Origin of the sequence: Asanoa iriomotensis, assembly GCF_016862515.1 — a bacterium.
GTDB classification, from domain to species: Bacteria; Actinomycetota; Actinomycetes; order Mycobacteriales; family Micromonosporaceae; genus Asanoa; species Asanoa iriomotensis.
Window position 1 is genome coordinate 12,195 of the sequence record NZ_BONC01000044.1, and the last position, 18,128, is coordinate 30,322.

The 18,128-nt window shown below is 73.7% G+C and carries 18 protein-coding genes and 1 pseudogene; 5 read left to right on the forward strand and 14 right to left on the reverse strand.

From position 1 onward, the window contains the following. Positions 1-33: 33 nt before the first annotated feature. From Air01nite_RS26735 to Air01nite_RS26765, 7 genes are all read right to left on the reverse strand, one after another. Positions 34-1,044, reverse strand: a complete 1,011-nt coding sequence (locus Air01nite_RS26735) for a polyprenyl synthetase family protein (RefSeq protein ID WP_203706073.1) — start codon at positions 1,042-1,044, stop codon at positions 34-36. Further along, entirely contained in the window at positions 1,041-2,429 is a 1,389-nt protein-coding gene (hpnE, locus tag Air01nite_RS26740; RefSeq protein WP_203706074.1) for a hydroxysqualene dehydroxylase HpnE, read from the reverse strand. The genes Air01nite_RS26735 and hpnE overlap by 4 nt, the downstream gene beginning before the upstream one ends. After that, positions 2,426-3,286: a presqualene diphosphate synthase HpnD gene (gene hpnD, locus Air01nite_RS26745; RefSeq protein WP_203706075.1), complete on the reverse strand. Its 861-nt coding sequence runs from the start codon at positions 3,284-3,286 to the stop codon at positions 2,426-2,428. The genes hpnE and hpnD overlap by 4 nt, the downstream gene beginning before the upstream one ends. Continuing rightward, the gene (gene hpnC, locus Air01nite_RS26750) at positions 3,283-4,146 is read right to left on the reverse strand and encodes a squalene synthase HpnC (RefSeq protein ID WP_203706076.1); all 864 of its coding nucleotides are present in this window, start codon (positions 4,144-4,146) and stop codon (positions 3,283-3,285) included. Before hpnC ends, hpnD begins: the two co-directional genes overlap by 4 nt. A 194-nt stretch (positions 4,147-4,340) precedes the next feature. Next, positions 4,341-6,449 carry a bifunctional phosphatase PAP2/O-acyltransferase family protein gene (locus Air01nite_RS26755; protein ID WP_203706077.1) on the reverse strand — a complete coding sequence of 703 codons (2,109 nt, stop codon included), beginning with the start codon at positions 6,447-6,449 and terminating at the stop codon, positions 4,341-4,343. A 57-nt stretch (positions 6,450-6,506) separates the two neighbouring features. Further along, the gene (locus tag Air01nite_RS26760; RefSeq protein ID WP_203706078.1) at positions 6,507-7,469 is read right to left on the reverse strand and encodes a DMT family transporter; all 963 of its coding nucleotides are present in this window, start codon (positions 7,467-7,469) and stop codon (positions 6,507-6,509) included. 82 nt (positions 7,470-7,551) lie between these two features. Next, positions 7,552-8,310: an SDR family NAD(P)-dependent oxidoreductase gene (locus tag Air01nite_RS26765; RefSeq protein WP_203706079.1), complete on the reverse strand. Its 759-nt coding sequence runs from the start codon at positions 8,308-8,310 to the stop codon at positions 7,552-7,554. A gap of 80 nt (positions 8,311-8,390) precedes the next feature. On the opposite strand from Air01nite_RS26765, the gene Air01nite_RS26770 reads away from it, so the two are divergent. After that, complete coding sequence (locus Air01nite_RS26770) at positions 8,391-9,656, forward strand: NAD(P)/FAD-dependent oxidoreductase (protein WP_203706080.1); 1,266 nt, start codon at positions 8,391-8,393, stop codon at positions 9,654-9,656. On the opposite strand, the gene Air01nite_RS26775 is transcribed toward Air01nite_RS26770, so the two are convergent. Together Air01nite_RS26775 and Air01nite_RS26780 are read right to left on the reverse strand one after the other, a co-directional pair. Beyond that, positions 9,653-12,199, reverse strand: coding sequence for an ATP-binding protein (locus tag Air01nite_RS26775; protein ID WP_203706081.1), 2,547 nt, complete (start codon positions 12,197-12,199; stop codon positions 9,653-9,655). The genes Air01nite_RS26770 and Air01nite_RS26775 overlap by 4 nt on opposite strands. A 4-nt stretch (positions 12,200-12,203) precedes the next feature. Further along, entirely contained in the window at positions 12,204-12,674 is a 471-nt protein-coding gene (locus Air01nite_RS26780; RefSeq protein ID WP_203706082.1) for a molybdenum cofactor biosysynthesis protein, read from the reverse strand. 49 nt (positions 12,675-12,723) lie between these two features. Here Air01nite_RS26780 and Air01nite_RS26785 point away from each other — a divergent pair, with 49 nt between their 5' ends. Then, positions 12,724-13,089 (forward strand): ATP-binding protein, encoded by a 366-nt coding sequence (locus tag Air01nite_RS26785; RefSeq protein WP_203706083.1) that lies wholly within the window; start codon positions 12,724-12,726, stop codon positions 13,087-13,089. Here the strand turns inward: Air01nite_RS26785 and Air01nite_RS26790 are convergent. The 4 genes from Air01nite_RS26790 to Air01nite_RS26805 are packed head-to-tail and all read right to left on the reverse strand — an operon-like array spanning position 13,086 to position 15,857. Then, positions 13,086-13,463, reverse strand: a complete 378-nt coding sequence (locus Air01nite_RS26790; protein ID WP_203706084.1) for a VOC family protein — start codon at positions 13,461-13,463, stop codon at positions 13,086-13,088. The two genes, Air01nite_RS26785 and Air01nite_RS26790, sit on opposite strands and share 4 nt — an antisense overlap. 10 nt (positions 13,464-13,473) lie before the next feature. Then, complete coding sequence (locus Air01nite_RS26795; protein ID WP_203706085.1) at positions 13,474-14,037, reverse strand: GNAT family N-acetyltransferase; 564 nt, start codon at positions 14,035-14,037, stop codon at positions 13,474-13,476. A 54-nt stretch (positions 14,038-14,091) separates the two neighbouring features. After that, positions 14,092-14,889: an ABC transporter permease gene (locus tag Air01nite_RS26800; protein WP_239090989.1), complete on the reverse strand. Its 798-nt coding sequence runs from the start codon at positions 14,887-14,889 to the stop codon at positions 14,092-14,094. Positions 14,890-14,891: 2 nt separating this feature from the next. Then, positions 14,892-15,857 (reverse strand): ATP-binding cassette domain-containing protein, encoded by a 966-nt coding sequence (locus Air01nite_RS26805; RefSeq protein ID WP_203706087.1) that lies wholly within the window; start codon positions 15,855-15,857, stop codon positions 14,892-14,894. Between the two features lie 96 nt (positions 15,858-15,953). Here Air01nite_RS26805 and Air01nite_RS41980 point away from each other — a divergent pair. The 3 genes and pseudogenes from Air01nite_RS41980 to Air01nite_RS26815 all read left to right on the forward strand — a co-directional run. Then, positions 15,954-16,100, forward strand: a pseudogene (locus tag Air01nite_RS41980) (VOC family protein); the annotation flags it as partial. Positions 16,101-16,405: 305 nt separating this feature from the next. Continuing rightward, a complete protein-coding gene (locus Air01nite_RS41320) occupies positions 16,406-16,663 on the forward strand; it encodes a VOC family protein (protein ID WP_239090990.1) in 258 nt (85 codons plus the stop codon). A gap of 20 nt (positions 16,664-16,683) precedes the next feature. Beyond that, entirely contained in the window at positions 16,684-17,520 is an 837-nt protein-coding gene (locus tag Air01nite_RS26815) for an NAD-dependent protein deacetylase (RefSeq protein WP_203706089.1), read from the forward strand. Here Air01nite_RS26815 and Air01nite_RS26820 read toward each other — a convergent pair. Then, positions 17,493-18,101 carry a dihydrofolate reductase family protein gene (locus Air01nite_RS26820; protein ID WP_203706090.1) on the reverse strand — a complete coding sequence of 203 codons (609 nt, stop codon included), beginning with the start codon at positions 18,099-18,101 and terminating at the stop codon, positions 17,493-17,495. The genes Air01nite_RS26815 and Air01nite_RS26820 overlap by 28 nt on opposite strands. Positions 18,102-18,128 lie beyond the last annotated feature (27 nt).

Consider the following 18,128-nt stretch of genomic DNA (forward strand, 5'->3'; position numbering starts at 1 on the left):
GGTTGCTGAGCCGACTGCGCTCGCTTCGCTCGCTCATGAGTCCCGGTCCACGATGAACCTCCCCAGGGCCATCAGTTCCGTCCGTGCTTCCTCGTCGATGTCGACGGTGGACACCGCCTTCTCGGCGAGCGCCATGCGTTCCCGCGCCTCGGAGAGCGCCCACTCCTTGCCCCCGGCGAGCTCGACCAGGTCGGCGGCCCGGCGCAGGGCCGCGTCGTCGGGGTCGCCGGGCGCGGCCAGCCAGGCGGACAGCTCCGGGCCGTGCCGCGGGTCGCCCAGCGTGTAGCTGACCGGCAGGGTCTTCTTGCGCGAGCGGAGATCGGAGAAGACCGGCTTGCCGGTCACCGCCGGGTCGCCCCAGATGCCCAGCACGTCGTCGACGAGCTGGAATGCCAGCCCGACCTGCGCGCCGAACGTCTTGAGCGCGGTCTGCACGGGTTCGGGCGCCCCGGCCAGCACGGCGCCGATCGACGCGCTGGCCGCGAGCAGCGACCCGGTCTTGCCGCTGGCCATGTCGATGCACTCGTCGAGCGTCACGTCGTCGCGGTTCTCGAACGCCACGTCCTGCACCTGGCCGCGGGTCAGCTCGCGGGTCGTCGCGGCGAGCAGCAGGCCCGCGCGGGCCGCGGCCGGCGTGCCGGCCTCCAGCACCACCTCGTGCGCGAGCGCGAGCAGCGCGTCGCCGGTCAGGATCGCGGTGTCGCCGCCCCAGATCGCCCACACCGTGCGCCGGTGCCGGCGCTCCACGTCGCCGTCCATCAGGTCGTCGTGCAGCAGCGAGAAGTTGTGCACGAGCTCGACCGCGACCGCGCCGGGCAGCCCCACCCGGGCCGGCGCGCCCACGGCTTCGGCGGAGAGCAGCGCCAGGGCCGGCCGGATCGCCTTGCCGCCGTTGCCCTCGGCGGGCGTGCCGTCGGGCGCGCACCAGCCGAGATGGTAGGAAGCGGCCAACCGGCTGGCCGGGTCGAGGCGGGCGATCGCCGCCCGCAACGCGGGGAGCAGATGCTCGCGACTGCGCTCCAGCGCGGGCAGCGTCTGTGTCATGCCGGCACCCCCTGACGCCTCTGCGGGCCGGCGGCGGCGGGGCGCCCGGCCCTTTTGTCCACGGTGGATGCGCGCAGGGCAGCGTCGGCGGCGGTGTCGCCGCTACGCACGGCACCCTCCATAGTGGCCGGCCAACCCGTGTCAGTCCATGCCCCGGCCAGGAAAAGATCCTGGACGGCGGTGGTCGCGGCCGGCCGCAGCCGCTGCGAACCGGGCGCGGCACGGAACGTCGCGGTGCGCTCGCGGGTGACGAAGAAGTCGACCACCTCGGCCTCACCGAAGCCGGGGAACAGCCCGACCAGGTCGGGGAAGAGCAGCTCACGCAGCTGGGCCACGGTCAGGTCGACCAGCTCGCCGGCCGCCGACAAGGAGACCGCCAGATATTGCTGCCCGGGCCGGCGCGCCGCCAGGCCCGACGACTCGGTGCGGTCGAACACCCATTGGATCGGGGTGCCGACGCCGGCCACGAACGGCTCGGTCAGCACCGGCCGGTCGAGCACGACGTGCACGTTGACGATCGGCGAGCTGCCGAGGCCCGCCGGGTCGGTGCCGAGGTCGGGCACGAGCCGCGCGACTGCCGGCGGCGGCACCGCCAGCACGACCTGGCCGGCGGCCAGTTCGTCGGTGTCGCGCAGGCGCAGCGCGAAGCCCTTCTTGCCGCGGCGCAGCGCGTCGACCCGGGTGCCGGTGTGCACGGTCACGCCGGCGTCGGCCAGCGCCCGCGTCGCCGCGTCGCCGTGCAGCTCCCGCAGCGGGACCAGCGACCAGCCGATGTCGGCCGCGCCGTTGTCGGTCAGCAGCCCGACCTGGAACACCATCGCGGCCAGGGCCAGCGAGGCATCGTCGGCGGGCACGTTGAGCGTGGCCAGCCCGACCAGGTCCCACATCGCCCGCACGGTCTGCGCGTCCTGCCCCTGCTCGCGCAGCCAGTCGCCGAAGCCACGCTCGTCGAGCGCCGGGTCGGTGCGGTCCAGCGCCTTCATCGCCAGCGCCGCCTTGGTGAACCTGACCCGCTGCAGCGGGTTGAGCAGCCGGTAGCCGAGCAGCGCGCCACCCAGGTGCAGCGGCGCCGGCAGGCCGTTGCGGCGCAGCCGCGCGGAGCCCACGCCGGGCTGCCGGACCGCGATGTCGAGGCGGTCCTGCAGGTGCGTCTTGTCGGTGACACCGAGCCGGTCGAGCAGCCCCCGGTAGGCGGTGCAGCAGCGCAGGAACACGTGCTGGCCGTTGTCGACGTCGAGCTCGTCCCGCCGGAACGAGTGCGTCAACCCGCCGAGCCAGGGCTTGCTCTCGACGAGCGTCACCCGCCGGCCCGCGTCGGCCAACCGCAGCGCGGCGGTGATGCCGGCGAGCCCGCCACCGACCACCGCAACGTCGGCGCGGGTCATGAGACACCCGCCATCGCCCGCACGGCCACCGTCGCCTTCTGCCAGCCGGTCAGCGACAGCCTGCGGTCGTAGACGAGCCGCGGGTTGGCGGCGATCTGTTCGAGCAGCCGCCGGTAGATGCCCGACATGGCCGCCGCGCACGCGGCGCTGCGGCGGTCGAGCAGGGGCAGCAGGCGCAGGCCGCGCTCGTACCAGAGGCGGGCGCGCTCGGCCGCGAACGCGATGTAGCGGGCCAGGCCGCCGTCGCGGTCGACCAGGTTGCCCTGCGCGTCCAGCGCCAGCCGCACGCCGAACCGGTGCAGGTCCTCGGCGGGCAGGTAGACCCGGTTGTTGGTGAGGTCCTCGCGGATGTCGCGCAGGATGTTGACCTGCTGCAGGGCGATGCCGAGCGCGTCCGCGTACTCGCTCGCGCGCGGGTCCGCCCGCGAGCCGAACACGCCGAGGCACAGCCGACCGACCGAGCCGGCCACGCACCGGCAGTAGCCGACGAGCTGGTCGAACGTGTCGTAGCGGGTGCCGTCGAGGTCCATCTGCACGCCGTCGACCAGCTCGCCGAACGCGTCGACCGGCAGTGGGTAGCGCCGGGCCGTGTCCGCGACGGCGAGCAGCACGGGGTCGCTGCTGCGGTCGATGTCGGACAGTTCCGTCTTGAGCCCGGCCAGCGCGGTCGTCTTGTCGGCCGGGGCGAGGTCGCCGTCGCCGATGTCGTCGATCCGGCGGGCCAGCGCGTAGACGGCGCAGAGGCTGGTGCGTTTGGCCGGGGGCAGCAGCCGGATGCCGTAGTAGAAGTTGCGCGCCTCGCTGCGGGTGATCGCCTCGCAGGTCTCGTACGCGCTGGTCAGCGTGTCCACGGTCACCGGGACATCACCCCCTGGCCGAGCGTCGCGGCGAGCGCCTGCGCGACGACGTCGCGCTTCTTCGGGCGTGGCGTCCGGGTTAGCACGTCCCACTCGGCGTTGCGCAGCGCGTAGAGGGTGGCCCGGCCGCCGGCGACGTAGCCGGTGACCGCGAGCCGGGCCCAGCCGCGCAGCAGCCGCAGCAGCGGCAGGCCGTCGTCGAGCAGGGTGCCGGCCCGCTCGGCCTCGAACTCGACCAGCCGCCGCACGGCGGGGCTGGCCCGCGGTGCGTCCAGGTCGGTGGGTCGCACGCCGAACCGGTCGAGGTCCTCCAGCGGCAGGTAGATCCGGCCGTTGCGGCGGTCCTCGGCGACGTCCTGGCAGTGCTCGACGATCTGCAGCGCGGTGCAGATCCGGTCCGACAGGTCTTCGAGGTGTGGCTCGGTCGCACCGAACACGCGCAGGACGATCCGGCCGACCGGGTCCGCCGACAGCCGGCAGTAGCCGACCAGTTCGTCGTAGGTGCCGTAGGCGGCCTTGTCCTGGTCGAGCAGGTTGGCGGCGACCAGGTCGTGGAACGGGTCGGCGGACAGGTCGCAGGCGAGCACGGTGGGGCGCAGCCGCTGGAGCACGGGATGGCGCGGGGTGCCACCGCCGAAGAGGGCGTCGATGTCCTCGTCGAACGCCCGCAGTGCGGGCCGGCGGTCACCGTGGCCGCGGTCGCCCAGGTCGTCGATCACCCGGGCCACGTCGTACACGGCGAGCAGGTGCGCCCGGTGACGGCGCGGCAGGATCCGCAGTGCCACCGGGAAGTTCTCGGCTTGCTCCTTGGCGCGCAGGTACGCGTCGTCGGTGCCCGCCGGGTCAGGGAGGGAGGTCATGTCCGCAATGCTGCCCGGTCGCGGCGCGTCCGGGTTGGACTCGACGACCATGACGGCCGTCACCTCGCTCGATTGCTCCCCCTGTATCGAGCCCATCTTTTGGTGCTGCCCCCTTCGTCCGCGGTGCCCAGGCCACTCGCGGCGATCGCCATAGATCGGACTCGCATCGCCGGCCCGTGGGTCTGGTGCGCCGGTTACCTCACATCTTTACGGACAGGTATGCCTTCTTCGCGGAAAACAGGCCAGAACTGTCCAAATTCCTCGCTTGATCTGCTCCGTGGGCGCGCGTCCGGCGCGCCCGACCGGCGTGACAACTCGTCGATGACCGCCATCATCGCGACGGCGAGGCGGTGGGCGTCCGTGCCCAGCGCCGGGTCGGCGCTGACCCCGATGTCGAGGCACCGGTCCCAGCCGATGACGCCGACCGCCAGCGGCGCACCCGGTGCGAGTGGCACGACGGGGTGCGCCCAGTGCACGGCCCCGCCGGCCAGCCGGTAGGCGCCGGTGGGCCCGGCCATCGTGGCGACGATGCCCTCGAAGAAGCGCTTCCCGTAAACGACCTTGGCAAACCACCGCTGTGCCGGCGGCGGCAGCGCTCCGCTCGCGGTGCCCACCAGGAACCGGCCGGCCCGTGCGCGGGTGCCGGTCCGCAGGCGCTCGCCGCGGCGCACGACCTCCCGCAGCCGCTCGACCTCGTCGTCCGGGCCGAGCGGGAGGTCGACCAGGGTGGCTGCGGTCACCGCGCGGGCCGCGGTGGGGGAGGGCATGGTCAATGGCACGTTGACGCGTACGTCCGCCGCCGCCGGCACCTCCCGCTTGAGCGCTCCGGCCACCGCCGCCCGCAGCAGGTCGTCGACTCCCACGCCGTACGCCTTGGCCGCCTCCCGCACGATCGACGTGGGCACCCGGGCCAGGGCGTAGTCGCGGTCGCGCGGTGTGCCGGTGGGCAGCCGGTGCGGTGCCCGGCCGTCCCGGGCGAGCTGCGCGAGGCCGGTCAGCACGGCGCGGGCGCGCCGGAACATGCCGAGCCGGGGCAGGTCCGTCGCCCTGGGTTCGGGCGGCGGGTCAAGCAGCGGGACCAGCGGCGACAGCCCGTCGGCGACCGCGCGGTGCACGGTCAGCACGACGACGATCTCACCGGCCGTGACGCCGGTGAGCGTGTGGCACCGCCACAATGGACGGTCCCGGGGCAGGCGTGCGCGCTGCAGGCCGGCGACGAACTCCGCCAGCGCGGCCGGACCGCCCGGAGTCCCGTCGGGCCGGCTCAGGTCCGTGACCGGCAGGTGCCAGTCCCAGTCGACGTCCGCCCGCTCCCAGCGCGGCCGGCGCCAGAACGAACCCTCCGCCACCCGGTGTCGGAACCGTGGCATCCGGTCGAGCTGGGCCTCGAACCGGGCCCTCAGGTCCGCCCGGAACTCCGGGCCGGTGCGCTGGTCGCGCAGGACGACCACGCCGCCCGCGTGCTGTGCGTCGCCGCTGGCGGTCTCCGCGTGCAGGAAGAACGCGTCGGCCGGGGCGAGCCGCGGCCGTTTCGCGTTCGGCTTGTCCATGACCAGCGTGACCAGGCCGACCGAGACCAGCGTGACCAGGGCGCCGGCGACCGCGTCGAGCACGTAGTGGTTGGCGGTCGCCATGATGACGGTCGTCGTGAGGCCCACGTACAGCAGGCAGATCGCCTTGACCCACCAGCGCCCGGCGAAGATCGAGCTGACCACGATGGTCACCCAGACCGCCCATGCCACGTGCAGAGACGGCATGGCCGCCAGGTGGTTGGCGTCGGCGGTCAGCGGCGAGCCCCACGACCCGAACGTCTGGCCCGCGGTGACCGTGTCGACGAAACCCTCGCCCGGCAGCAGCCGCGGCGGCGCCGTCGGGTAGATCGCGAAGATCGAGATGCCGATCAGGTTGATCATCACGAACGCGCTGCGCGCCCAGCGGTACCACGGGGAACGGATGAGATACAGGATGATCAGCAGGCCGAACGAGGAGGCGACGTACGCGAACGCGTACTCGTAGTTGGCCAGCACCGAGAGCACGCTCTGCGGAGAGAGCCAGGCGTTCAGCGACCGTTCCACGTCGATGCGCAGGACACGCTCGAGGTCGAGCAGGTCGCGGCCGTGCGCCAGGGCGATGCCCTCGCGGTTCAGGCCACCGCCGCGGGAGATGGCCGTGTAGAGCACCACCACCGCGAGCAGCAGGACAGCTTCGCGCATCAGGCCGGGCCTGGGCCGTTCGGCGCGCACGCCCGCCGTGCCGTCCGGGCTGCCCCACGCGGCCGGCTCGGGCCCCTTTCTCAGGTGCACACTTCCAGGTTGCGTCGCCGCCCCCGTTTCCGGGCCGAAACGCGCGCTTCAGCCGGTTCAGTGGCTCGTCTGGGGTCGCGGGGGGCCGGGTGGCCGGCCAGCCTGCACCCCGTATTCCTCGTCCCGGTCGGCCCGGACGCTCGGTGAGTGCGCCAGACCGATCGCTCCTGCCGATATCAACACGGCAGCGATGGCCAAGGCTGTGAGCTGCGTCGCACTGTCGGGAAGTGTGACGTTGAACGCAAAGATGCCGATCAGGTAGCTGGCGATCGGATTGGTGATGTTCATCGCGGCGACGGCCGGAGGCAGTGAACCCGCCGCGAAGGCACCTTGTTCGAGCAGGAGGCCCGTCAGGGTCGAAACCGCCAACGCGTAGCCGGGCCAGTCGACGGCGGTCGCCGCGATGCCCCGGTGCAGCAGGTCCTCGACGGTCAGGCTCAGCGCCACGGCGCTGTAGGCGAAGCAGAGACCGGCCGCGATCGCGATCATCGTCGAGTGGATCTCGGGCCGCCGCCCGGTGGCCAGGCCGATGATCACCACGACGGCGACGGCGGTGACCAGGCCGGCGAGGATCGCCCAGCCGCGGTTGGCCACGTCGGCCCGCGGCGCGACACCGCGCACGCTCAGGAACACCGCCAGCCCGCCGCAGATCAGCGAGGCGGAGACCAGGTCACGCCAGTCGGGCCGCCGGTGGCGCAGCGACAGCGACAGCGGGAGGGCGAACAGCAGCTGGGTCACCAGCAGGGGCTGGACCAGGGCGACCGAGCCGAAGTGCAGTGCCGCCGCCTGGGCGCCGAAGCCGAGGAGGTTGGCGCACCAGCCGATCAGCCAGAGCGGGCGGCGGAACAGGCGCCGGATCAGCCGGACCAGGGACACCACCACGACGACGTGCTGCGGGGTGCCGGGTTCGCCCGGGTGCGCTGGTGCGTAGTCGGTCTGGCGGGCCGCATGTTGTTGCAAAGCGGCCGAGGTGCCGAAGAGCAGTGCGCCCAGCAGCGCGAAACCTACCGCCCAGACCACTCTTGTTCCCTACGTCTCGGCCACCCGACTCTCTGCGTACCCAGCCAAGTCGAGCTTCGCACAGCATCGACCGCGACCGCCCTTAACTGCCGCCGAAACGGCTGGCCAGGGCCCGGTAGGCGCCCGGAACAGTACCCCGGATCGCGACCGGGAGCCGCAGCCACCCGGGCCGGTAGAGCTCCGCGCCACCGCTGGCGATCAGGCCCACCAGGTCCCGCCCGACCGGGCCGGGGTCGAGCGGAGCCGGTCGCTGCCGCCCGTACGGGCGCCCGCGGCGCTCGAAGAATCGGGTCTGCACGACACCCGGCACCAGAACGCCCACGTCGACACCGCTGCCGCGCAACTCCAGCCGCAGGCTCTCGGCGAAACTGTCCACCCCGGCCTTGGTCGCCGCGTAGACGGCCTCGCCCGCGACCCCGGTGCGGCCGGCGATCGAGGTCACATAGGCGAGGTAGCCGGCGCCCCGCTCCCGCATGCCGGGCAGCAGCACCTTGGTCAGCGCGATCGGGGCGGCCAGGTTGACCGTCAGCAGCCGGTCCCGGTCGGCGTCGGCCATCTCCTCGAACGGGCCCGCCCAGCCGGCGCCGGCGTTCGCGACGAGGATGTCGACGCGGCCGGCCCGCTCCAGCGCCGCCTCGCCCAGCCGCTCCGCCTCGCCCGCGACGGCCAGGTCGGCGACCAGCGCGTGCCCGTCGAGCCGGGCGGCGAGCGCGTCCAGCGCCGGCCGGTCGCGCCCGTGCACGATGACGTTGGCGCCCTCGGCGGCCAGGGCCAGCGCGGTGGCCCGGCCGATGCCCGACGACGCGCCGGTGACCAGGGCGACAGCACCGGAAATCCGCATCACCCCATCCTCGGGTACGAGGGTCCACGGCGGACGGAAACCGTGCGCCGGCCGGTCGCGCGCCGTTACGCTCACGACCGATGCCTGACAGCACGCCCGCCTCGGTCGACGTGGTCGTCGTCGGCGGTGGCCTGGCCGGGTTGGCCGCCGCCCGCCGGTTGCACCGCGCCGGGCTCGACTGGGTGCTGCTGGAGTCGGCCGACCGCCTCGGCGGCCGGGTCGCCACGGACCTCGTCGACGGTTACCGGCTCGACCGGGGCTTCCAGGTGCTGAACACCGCGTACCCGAGGCTGGCCGCCCTGGTCGACCTGGCCGCCCTCGACCTCCGCTTCTTCACGCCCGGCGTGCTGGTCCGGCGCGGGCCCGACCTGATCCGGCTCGCCGCGTCGCTGCGCCCAGGCGTCCTCGGCGCCTCGCTGGGCGCGGCCAGCCGGCTCGGCACCCGCCTCGACCTGGTGCGCTTCGCGGCGCTCGTGGCCCGCTACGCGTCGCTGCCGCCGGCCCGGCTGCTGGACGCGCCGGAGACCACCGCGGAGGTCGCCCTGCACCAGGCCGGGCTCTCGCACGCGTTCGTCGAGGAGCTGGCCCGGCCGTTCCTGTCCGGCGTGCTGGCCGACCGCTCGCTGGAGACCTCCAGCCACGTGCTGGCGATGATCGTGCGGTCGTTCGCTCGCGGCCGGATCGCCGTGCCGGCGGCCGGGATGGCGGCGCTGCCCGAGGCGGTGGCCGCGCCGCTGCCGGCCGAGCGGCTGCACACCTCGGCGCGGGTCGGCGCCGTCGCGCCCGGCTCGGTGTCGCTCGTGGACGGCGGGGTCGTGCGCTGCCGGGCGGTGCTGGTCGCCGCCGTGACGCCGCTGTTGCCGGGCGTGCCGGAGCCGCGGATGCACGGGTTGACCACCTACTACCACACCAGCCCGGTGCCGCCGCTGGCCGAGCCGACGCTGCTGCTGGACGGCGACCGCCGCGAGCTCGTCGCGAACACGGTCGTGGTCTCGGCGGCGGCACCGAGCTACGCGCCGCCCGGGCAGGCGTTGATCGCCACCTCCGTGGTCGGTCCGTCCGCACCGCCGGAGCCGGTGGTCCGCACCGAGCTGGGGCGGCTCTACGGCGTGCCGGTCACGCAGTGGTCGCACCTGGAGACGGTCGCGATCCCGGCGGCCCTGCCGGCGGCGCCGCCACCGCAGGGCCGGCTGCGCCGGCCGGTCTCCCTCGGCGACGGGCTGTTCACGGCCGGGGACCACCGCGACAGCCCGTCCATCCAGGGCGCCCTGGCCAGCGGCTGGCGCGCGGCCGGGGCGATCGTCCGCTCGCTGCGAGCGGAGGGAGCGCGGTCGGCTGAGCGCTAGGTGGTCGCCTCGGCGATGGCCCGGTCCACGCCGATCGCCTCGCCCGCTCGCCAGGCGGCCTCGTACGCCTCGTCGCCCAGCCGGGCCCGAGCCCTCGCCTGGTCCAGCTCGATCGCCGGAAACGGCGCCACGCACGCGCGGATCCACAGCTCGCTGGAGGGTGTGCGCAACGCGGCCGCGGCGGCGGCCAGCCGGACACCCTGCGCTAGGTCCCCGTGGCGGCACTCGAGCTCGGCGATCGCCGCCAGGAACGTGCCGACGGTGGCCTCGTCCCGTTCCGTCGCCGCCACCGCCAGCCCGTCGAGCAGGTGCCGATGCGCGGCGACCGGTTCCTCGAAGGCCAGGTCGCAGACCGCCGCGGTGTAGTGGGCGACCAGCGAGGCGACGTGTTCCTGCGCCGCGCCCGAGGTCTCGAGCGCGACCCGCAGGTGGCCCTGCGCGTCGCGCCGGCGGCCCTCACCGGCGGCGAGCAGCGCGAGCCGGCTGTGCACGTAGCTGAGCTGCCATCGGTGCTCCAGCCTGCCGGCGGTCTCCAAGGCCTCGGCCAGGTAGCGGGCGGCCTGCTCCCGCTCGCCACGGGCCTGCGCGAACGGGCCGAGGGTGGCGGCCGAGAGCGCCACATCGCCGTCGTCACCGGCCGCCCGCAGCAGCGGCAGCGCGCGCTCCAGCAGCGCGCGGGCCTGGTCGACCTGACCGGAGGCGAACGCACCGCCGCCGGCCAGGAAGAACGCCAGCCCGGTCCGCCGCGGATCCAACCGCGCGCCCGTGCCCAGGATCTCGCCCAGGTGCCGGTTGACCTCGTCGATGTGGCCGCCCCGCCACCAGAAGACCCAGCTGACCCAGAGCAGGTCGAGCGCGGCCGCCGGGTCCGCCGACAGGAGCCAGTCCAGGGCGGTGTTGGCGTTGTCGTGCTCGAGCTCCAGCCGGCTCATCCACATCGGTCCGGCGGCCTCGTCCAGGTGGGGTTGCGCGGCCCGGGCCAGCCCGAGGTAGTGCGCGGCGTGGGCCCGGCGCGTGGCCACCCAGACTTCGCTCTCGCGGAGCCGCTGCAGGGCGTAGCCGCGGATGCTTTCGAGCATCCCGAAGCGGGCGGTGCCGTCCGCCATCGACTGCTGGTTGACCAGGGCGGACTCGACCAGCGTCGCCAGCTCCTCCAACGGGTCGCCGTCCGTGACCGCGCCGGCCGCGTCTAGGTCGAAGCCGCCGGCGAAGACGCCGAGCCGGTCGAACAACGCCTGCTCCGCGGGCCCGAGCAGGCGGTAGCTCCAGGCGATGGTGTCGCGCAGCGTGCGCTGCCGGTCGGGCAGGTCGCGCGCACCGCCGGTGAGCAGGGCGAACCGGTCGGTCAGGCGCTCGACGATCGCGGCGGGCGAGAGCAGCCGGACCTTGGCGGCGGCCAGCATGATGGCCAGCGGCAGCCCGTCGAGCCGGCGGACGATCTCGGCGACGGCGGCGACGTTCGCGTCCGTCAACGCGAAACCGGGCACCGCCGCGCCGGCCACGTCGACGAACAGCCGCACCGCGGCCGAGCCGGCGGCCACGGTCGCGGGGTCGGTGGAGTCCGGCGGCCCGGACAGCGGCGGCACCTCGTAGAGCCGCTCGGCGGCCAGCCGCAGCGGCGCCCGGCTGGTGACCAGGGCGGTCACGCCGGGCGCGGCCCGCAGGATCTCGCCGATCACCGGCGCTTCGTCGCCGAGCTGCTCGAAGTTGTCGACGACGAGCAGCAGCCGCTTGGCGCGCAACCAGGTCGCCACCTCTGTGCGGGCGAGCCCGCCGCCGGGGCGCACGCCGAGCCCGCGGGCCAACGCCTCGCCCAGCAGGTCGGCGGAGGTGACCGCGGAGAGGTCGACGAACGGCGTGCCGTCCGGAAAGGCGTCCGTCACCCGCTCGGCGGCGGCCACCGCCAGCCGGGTCTTGCCGATGCCACCGGGGCCCGCCAGCGTGACCAGCCGGACGTCCGGGTCCGTGAGCAGCCCGGCCACCGCTGCCAGGTCGTCGTCGCGGCCGATCAGCGCGGTCCGGTAGGCGGGCAGCCGGCCGGCCTCCGGTGCCGGCCCCGACGGCGGCGCGGCCGGCGGTCGGGCGAACCGCTCCGAGAGCAGCACGGCGAGGTCGTGCTCGACGTGGTCGCGCAGCTCCGCAGGCGTCTCGAACCGGCGGTAGGTCACGGCGGCCTCGTGGCGGATCCCGTCGAGCATGGCCGTCAGCCGGGGGTCCCGGGCCGGCGCGGGCTCTTGCACGTAGATCAGCCTGGGCAGGGCCCGGGCCAGCTCGAACTCGTCCTCGAGGCCGGAGACCCGGTCGTGCGGCGCGATCCAGCCGTAGCTTTCGCCGTACACGCCGATGAAGATCTGGCTCTGTTCGAGGTAGGCGCGGTAGACCTCGCGTGGCGGGTGCGGGCGGGCGCCGAGCTCGAACATCACGGGTACGAGTCGCAGGTTGGCGACGGCGTCCCGCACGGCCCGCCGCTCCGCCGCCAGCTCGTCCAGGGTGGAGCTGACGAACACGCGGGCGCGCTGGTCCGGCGTCAGGATCACCGCCATTTTGTCAGGATATCTGCGCTTCCACCGGACCGACCCGCAGCGTGCCGTCGTCGAGCGGAGTGCAGCGCACCCCGCCCCGGCCGCGCAGCTCCCGCCAGGCGCCCGGGCCGATCGTCGTGTCGAGCCACGCGCACGGGTTGGCGCGGCGGCGGACCGCGAGCCGGACCGGGCCGGTGCCCGAGTCGAGGCTCAGCACCCGCCCGACCAGGTCGTCCACGGCGATCCCGGCGACCAGGATGTTGCGGCGGACCTGCGCGAGCCCGGTGCCCGGCGGCAGCCCTTCGCGGGCGATCACGGTCACCGCGGCCTCGCGGTGCGCCGGGTGGTTGAAGTAGCGGTCGCCGACGATGCCGAGCCCGGCCCGGATCGTGACCTCCGTGACCAGCTCACCGGGCGGCGCGGGCGCGGGACCGTCGGCGGGCCGGCCTTCGAACCGGTGCGCGGGCGAGGCCAGCAGCTCGACGATCTCCGGCATCCTCCAGAGTCTGGCATGGCCGGCTCGCCACCTGGGTACAAAGAGCCCCGTGGACGCCTTGCGCTTGCCCTTCGGCCGCGCCGCCAACGCGGCGGCGGTCCGCCGGGCCGTGCGCGCGGCGCTCGAACGCTGGAAGCTCGTGCACCTGACCGACGACGCGTTGCTGGTGACGACGGAGTTGGTCCAGAACGCGGTCGCGCACACCGGGGCTGGTGGGGAACTCGTGGTCCGGCGGTGCGCCGACGGGCTGCGGATCGAGGTCATCGACGGCAGCGGCGAACAGCCGACGGTGCGGGCGCCGGACCCGTCCCAGGTGGGCGGCCGGGGCCTGTCCATCGTCGCCGCGGTCGCCCGCGGCTGGGGCACACTGACCCGCACCGGCCAGACCGGCAAAGTCGTCTGGGCCGAGCTCTAGCCGGCCACCCAGAGGCAGAACGGGTGTCCGACCGGGTCGATCATGACTCGGACGTCGTCCTGCGGCTGGAACGCGGCGAGCGCGGCGCCCTGCTGCTCGGCCCAGGCGACCCCCGTCGCCAGGTCGCGCACCTCGACGTCGAGGTGCACCTGGATCTGCTGCTCGCCGGCACGGGAAGGCCAGACGGGCGGCACGTGGTCGGTCTCGAGATGGAAGGACAGCCCGATGCCGCCGCCGGGCGGCTTGAGCGTGACCCACTCGGGCTCGTCCGCGCCGCGGGGCCAGCCGAGCAGGCGTTCGTAGAAGTCGGCGAGCCGCCGGGGGTCGGGAGCGCCGAGCACCATCCCGTTGGGGCGCAGGAACGGTCGGTCCATGGCCGAGACCCTAGCCCCGCGCCGCGGCCCAGGCATCCCGGGTGAGCGCGTACTCGACGTCGCCGTGCTCCGAGCCCTCGATCACGTCGGGCCACTCGCCGGTGAACGTGCGCACGAAGGTCAGCCCGACCTTCTCGAGCACCCGCCGCGACCCGGTGTTGACGGTCATCGTGTCGGCGATGATCCGGCCGATGCCGAGGTCGCGGAATCCCTTGTCGACCAGCGCCCGGGCGCCTTCGGTGGCATAGCCCAGGCCCCACGCGTCGCGGCGCAGCCGGTAGCCGAGATCGGCGACGTCGGGCCGGTCGGGATCGAGCGGCGGCAGCGCGAACCAGCCCACGAACCGCCCGGAGGCGCGCTCCTCGGCGGCCCAGCAGGCGCGCCCACCGCCGTACGCCGGAAAGCCCCTGGTCATCTTCGGCAGCGTCCGGCGCACGATGGCGTCGCGGCTGGCCGGTTTGCCCCCGTTGATGAACCGCATGACCTCGGGGTCGTCGTGGAGCGCGAACAGGTCGTGGGCGTCGCCGTCGCCGAGGTCGCGCAGCCGCAGCCGGGCGGTTTCCAGGAAGACCACGCGGTGATCCTGCGCCCGGCCGCGGGCCTCGCGCGACGGGTTTTCGTGCCCGCCTCAGCGGCTGGCGGCGCGGCGGTAGCGGGCGATCGACATCGGCACGAAGATCGCCAGGATCAGCAGGCACCAGCCGATCGCCAGCCCGATCGGGTGCTCGGCCGGGAAGCCGGTGCCGCGTGCCACGCCGGCCGGTGCGTTGCCCCACAGGTCGCGCAGGGCGAGCACCACCGAGGAGATCGGGTTCCACTCGGCCACGGGTCTCAGCACCGGCGGCAGCGACGAGGTCGGCACGAACGCGTTCGACAGGAAGGTCAGCGGGAACATCCAGATGAAGCCCGCGCTCTGTGCCACTTCGACGGACTTCACCGACAGCCCGATCACGGCCGAGATCCAGCTCATCGCGTACGCGAACAGGAACAGGATGGCGTAGCCGGCGACGCCGCGGAGGAAGCCGTCGTTGATCCGCCAACCGACGATCACGCCCGTGACCGACATGACGATCACGGTGAACACGTTGTTGATCAGGTCGGACGAGGTGCGCCCGAACAGCACCGCGCCGCGCGACATCGGCAGCGAGCGGAACCGGTCGACGATGCCCTTCTGCAGGTCGTCGGCGAGCCCGATGGCGGTGACGCCGGCGCCGAACGCGACCGTCTGCACGAAGATGCCGGGGATCAGGAACTCGCGGTAGTTCACGCCCGGCGTGGCGATCGCGCCACCGAACACGTACGCGAACAGCAGCACGAACATGATCGGCTGGATGGTCGAGAAGATCACCAGGTCCGGCACCCGCTTGATCTTGAGCAGGTTGCGTTTGGTGACGACCCAGCCGTCGTTGGCGGCCTCGAGCACCATGGTCACGGCGTACCCCCGATCTCCTGCTCCTCCGCCGGCTGGCCGGTCAGCGTGAGGAACACGTCGTCCAGCGTCGGCTTGCGGATCTCCAGGTTGGTCGGGGTGACGTCGGCGGCGTCCAGCTTGCGCACGGCCTCGACCAGCGCCGCCGTGCCGCGGTCGATGGGCACGCTGACCTCGCGCGCCTGGTCGTCGACCTCGGGCTCGCCGATGCCGACCGACCGCAGCACGTCGGCCGCGGGACCCAACTCGTCGCGCTCACTGACCGCGACCGCCAGCCGCTCGCCGCCCATCTGCGCCTTGAGCTGTGCCGCCGTGCCCTGCGCGATGGCCCGGCCGTGGTCCATCACCACGATGTCGTCGCAGAGCCGGTCGGCCTCCTCGAGGTACTGCGTCGTCAGCAGCAGCGTCGAACCGGCCTTGACCAGGTCGCTGATCACGCCCCACATGCCGAGCCGGCTGCGCGGGTCGAGCCCCGTGGTCGGCTCGTCCAGGAAGATCACCGGAGGTTGTACGACCAGCGCACCGGCGAGGTCGAGCCGCCGCCGCATGCCACCGGAGTAGGTCTTCGCGGGCCGGTTCGCGGCGTCCGTGAGCTCGAACTGCTCCAGCAGTTCCTTGGCCCGCTTCCGGGCCTTCCGCTTGCCCAGGTGGTAGAGCCGGCCGACCATCTCGAGGTTCTCGTAGCCGGTCAGGTAGTCGTCGACGGCCGCGTACTGCCCGGAGACGCCGATGATCCGGCGCACCTGGTTGGGGTGCGCGATCACGTCGATGCCGCCGACCTCGCACTGCCCGGAGGTCGGAATGATCAACGTGGTCAGCATGCGCACGGTCGTGGTCTTGCCGGCGCCGTTCGGGCCGAGCAGCCCGAGGACGGTGCCCTCGGGCACGGCGAGGTCCAGGTCGACCACGGCGGCCACGGAGCCGTAGGTCTTGCCCAGCCGCTCGGCGATGATCGCATTCGCCATCTGACCACCGTATCCGGACGATTACCGCAAGTCTGGCGTTGCTTTGCTCTGCATCCACATACGCACCGCCCGGCGCCGGGGGTGGTGCGTATATGGATGCAGAGCAAAGCGGGCCGGGGGACACTGGCCGCCGTGACGATCGCTGCGCTGCGCGACATCTGCCTGGACTCCGTCGACGCGCCGCGGCTGGCCCGGTTCTGGGCCGCCGCGCTCGGCGGCACGCTCGCCGAGGATCCCGGCAAGCCGCCGCGGGTCGACCACCTGATGCCCGGTGACTGGAGTCTCTGGGTCAACCCGGTGCCCGAGCCGCGCACCGGGAAGACCCGCGTCCACCTCGACCTGCGGCTGCCCACCCCCGACCCGGCGTCGCTGGTCGCCGCCGGCGCGACCCTGCTGCGCCGCCCCGACGCGGAGATCGGCTGGTGGGTGCTGGCCGACCCGGACGGCAACCTGTTCTGCGCGTTCCCGCCCCGTCCCGGGGCTACGGCCTCCGTCGAGATCTACGAGCTCGTGGTCGACTCCGCCGACCCGGTCGCGGTGGCGGCCTGGTGGAGACCGGCGGCGGCGCGGCCGCGTCGGTGGTCGGCGCGGCCGGCTTCCCATGGGAGTACTGGGTCTTCGACTCCGTGCCCGAGCGCAAGACCGTCAAGAACCGGATGCACTGGGACGTCACCCTCACCGCGCCCGACCCCAGTGACCTGGTCGCGGCCGGCGCCCAGGTGCTCCGCGAGCCCGACGCCGACATCTCCTGGTGGATCATGACCGACCCCGGCGGCAACGAGTTCTGCGCGTTCGCCCCGCGGTGACGATCAGGCACCATGGACGGGTGCCTGACCCGTTGTCCGCGCTGGCCGAGTTGGTGGCCGGCGGTGGCGTCGCCGTGTTGAGCGGTGCCGGCCTGTCCACCGAATCCGGCATTCCCGACTATCGCGGCCCCACCGGGGCGGCGCGGAAGTTCGCGCCGATGACCTACCAGACGTTCACCCGTGACGCCGCCGCCCGCCAGCGCTACTGGGCGCGCAGCCACGTGGGCTGGCGGGTTATCGGCCGGGCCGAGCCCAACGCCGGCCACCGCGCGGTCGCCGACCTGCAGCGGGCCGGGCTGGTCTCGGCGGTGCTCACCCAGAACGTCGACGGCCTGCACCAGGCTGCCGGCGCCCGCGACGTGGTCGAGCTGCACGGCAACATCGACCGGGTCGTCTGCCTCGACTGCGGCCAGACCACGCGCCGCGCCGAGCTGGACAGCCGGCTGCGGGTAGCCAACCCGACGTTCGCCGCGCTGGCCGCGGCCGTCAACCCCGACGGCGACGTCGACCTCGCCGACGCGGACGTCGCCGTCTTCCGGCCGGTCGACTGCGCCCGCTGCCGGGCCGGCGTCCTCAAGCCCGACGTGGTCTTCTTCGGCGAGAGCGTGCCGGCGGAGCGGGTCGACCGGTGCTTCGCCGCGGTCGGCGCCGCCCGGGCGCTGCTCGTGCTGGGCTCGTCGTTGACGGTGATGTCGGGGCGCCGGTTCGTGCTGCGGGCGGCGAAGCTCGGGATACCGGTGGCGATCGTCAACCAGGGGCCGACCAGGGGCGACGCGTACGCGACCGTCAGGATCGACGCACCGCTCGGCACCGCCCTGCCGGCCCTGACTCAGTCCCTGAGGTCGAGCGTGCCGTAGCTGGCGCGGCCCGTCGGCCGGTAGACGTTGATCACCATGCCGGCGTCGGTGCCGCTGGTGTGCACCAGGTCCAGCCCGGTCGGCAGCCCCATGACGTCGAAGAGCCGGGCGCCGTCGCCGACCACGACGGGCAGGGTCAGCAGCCGGTACGCGTCGAACAGGTCGTGCGACATCAGGTGGCGGGCCAGCTCGCCGCTGCCGTGCACCTGCAGCTCGCCGCCCGGCTGCTCCTTGAGCGCCACCACCGCCTCGGCGATGTCGTCGAGGAGCAGCGTGGCCGGCTCCCAGTCGGTCACCGTCAGCGTGCGGGTGGCCACGTACTTGTGCAGCCCGTTGAACCGGCCGGCGACCGGATGGGCCATCCGCGGCCAGTACGCGGCCCAGATCTCGTAGGTCCGGCGGCCGAGCAGCAGCGCCTCCGCCCGGTTCAGCACGTCGTGCATGAAGACGTTGGTGTCCTCGTCGAGGTACGGGACCATCCAGCCGCCGCGCGCGAAGCCACCGGTGGTGTCCTCGGTCGGGCTGCCCGGCCCCTGCATGACCCCGTCGACCGAAAGGAACGTGGTCAACGTCAGCTCCATGGCCATGCTCCTTCCGGTCGGTTTCGC

What these genes read in the sequence shown, in the direction of transcription:
- hpnE (WP_203706074.1), bottom strand. Translation starts at nt 2,429, where the DNA reads ATGACCCGCGCCGACGTTGCGGTGGTCGGTGGCGGGCTCGCCGGCATC.
- hpnC (WP_203706076.1), bottom strand. Translation starts at nt 4,146, where the DNA reads ATGACCTCCCTCCCTGACCCGGCGGGCACCGACGACGCGTACCTGCGC.
- Air01nite_RS26805 (WP_203706087.1), bottom strand. Translation starts at nt 15,857, where the DNA reads ATGGCGAATGCGATCATCGCCGAGCGGCTGGGCAAGACCTACGGCTCC.
- Air01nite_RS26775 (WP_203706081.1), bottom strand. Translation starts at nt 12,199, where the DNA reads ATGGCGGTGATCCTGACGCCGGACCAGCGCGCCCGCGTGTTCGTCAGC.
- Air01nite_RS26765 (WP_203706079.1), bottom strand. Translation starts at nt 8,310, where the DNA reads ATGCGGATTTCCGGTGCTGTCGCCCTGGTCACCGGCGCGTCGTCGGGC.
- Air01nite_RS26735 (WP_203706073.1), bottom strand. Translation starts at nt 1,044, where the DNA reads ATGACACAGACGCTGCCCGCGCTGGAGCGCAGTCGCGAGCATCTGCTC.
- Air01nite_RS26820 (WP_203706090.1), bottom strand. Translation starts at nt 18,101, where the DNA reads ATGGAGCTGACGTTGACCACGTTCCTTTCGGTCGACGGGGTCATGCAG.
- Air01nite_RS26780 (WP_203706082.1), bottom strand. Translation starts at nt 12,674, where the DNA reads ATGCCGGAGATCGTCGAGCTGCTGGCCTCGCCCGCGCACCGGTTCGAA.
- Air01nite_RS26800 (WP_239090989.1), bottom strand. Translation starts at nt 14,889, where the DNA reads ATGGTGCTCGAGGCCGCCAACGACGGCTGGGTCGTCACCAAACGCAAC.
- Air01nite_RS26790 (WP_203706084.1), bottom strand. Translation starts at nt 13,463, where the DNA reads ATGGACCGACCGTTCCTGCGCCCCAACGGGATGGTGCTCGGCGCTCCC.
- Air01nite_RS26770 (WP_203706080.1), top strand. Translation starts at nt 8,391, where the DNA reads ATGCCTGACAGCACGCCCGCCTCGGTCGACGTGGTCGTCGTCGGCGGT.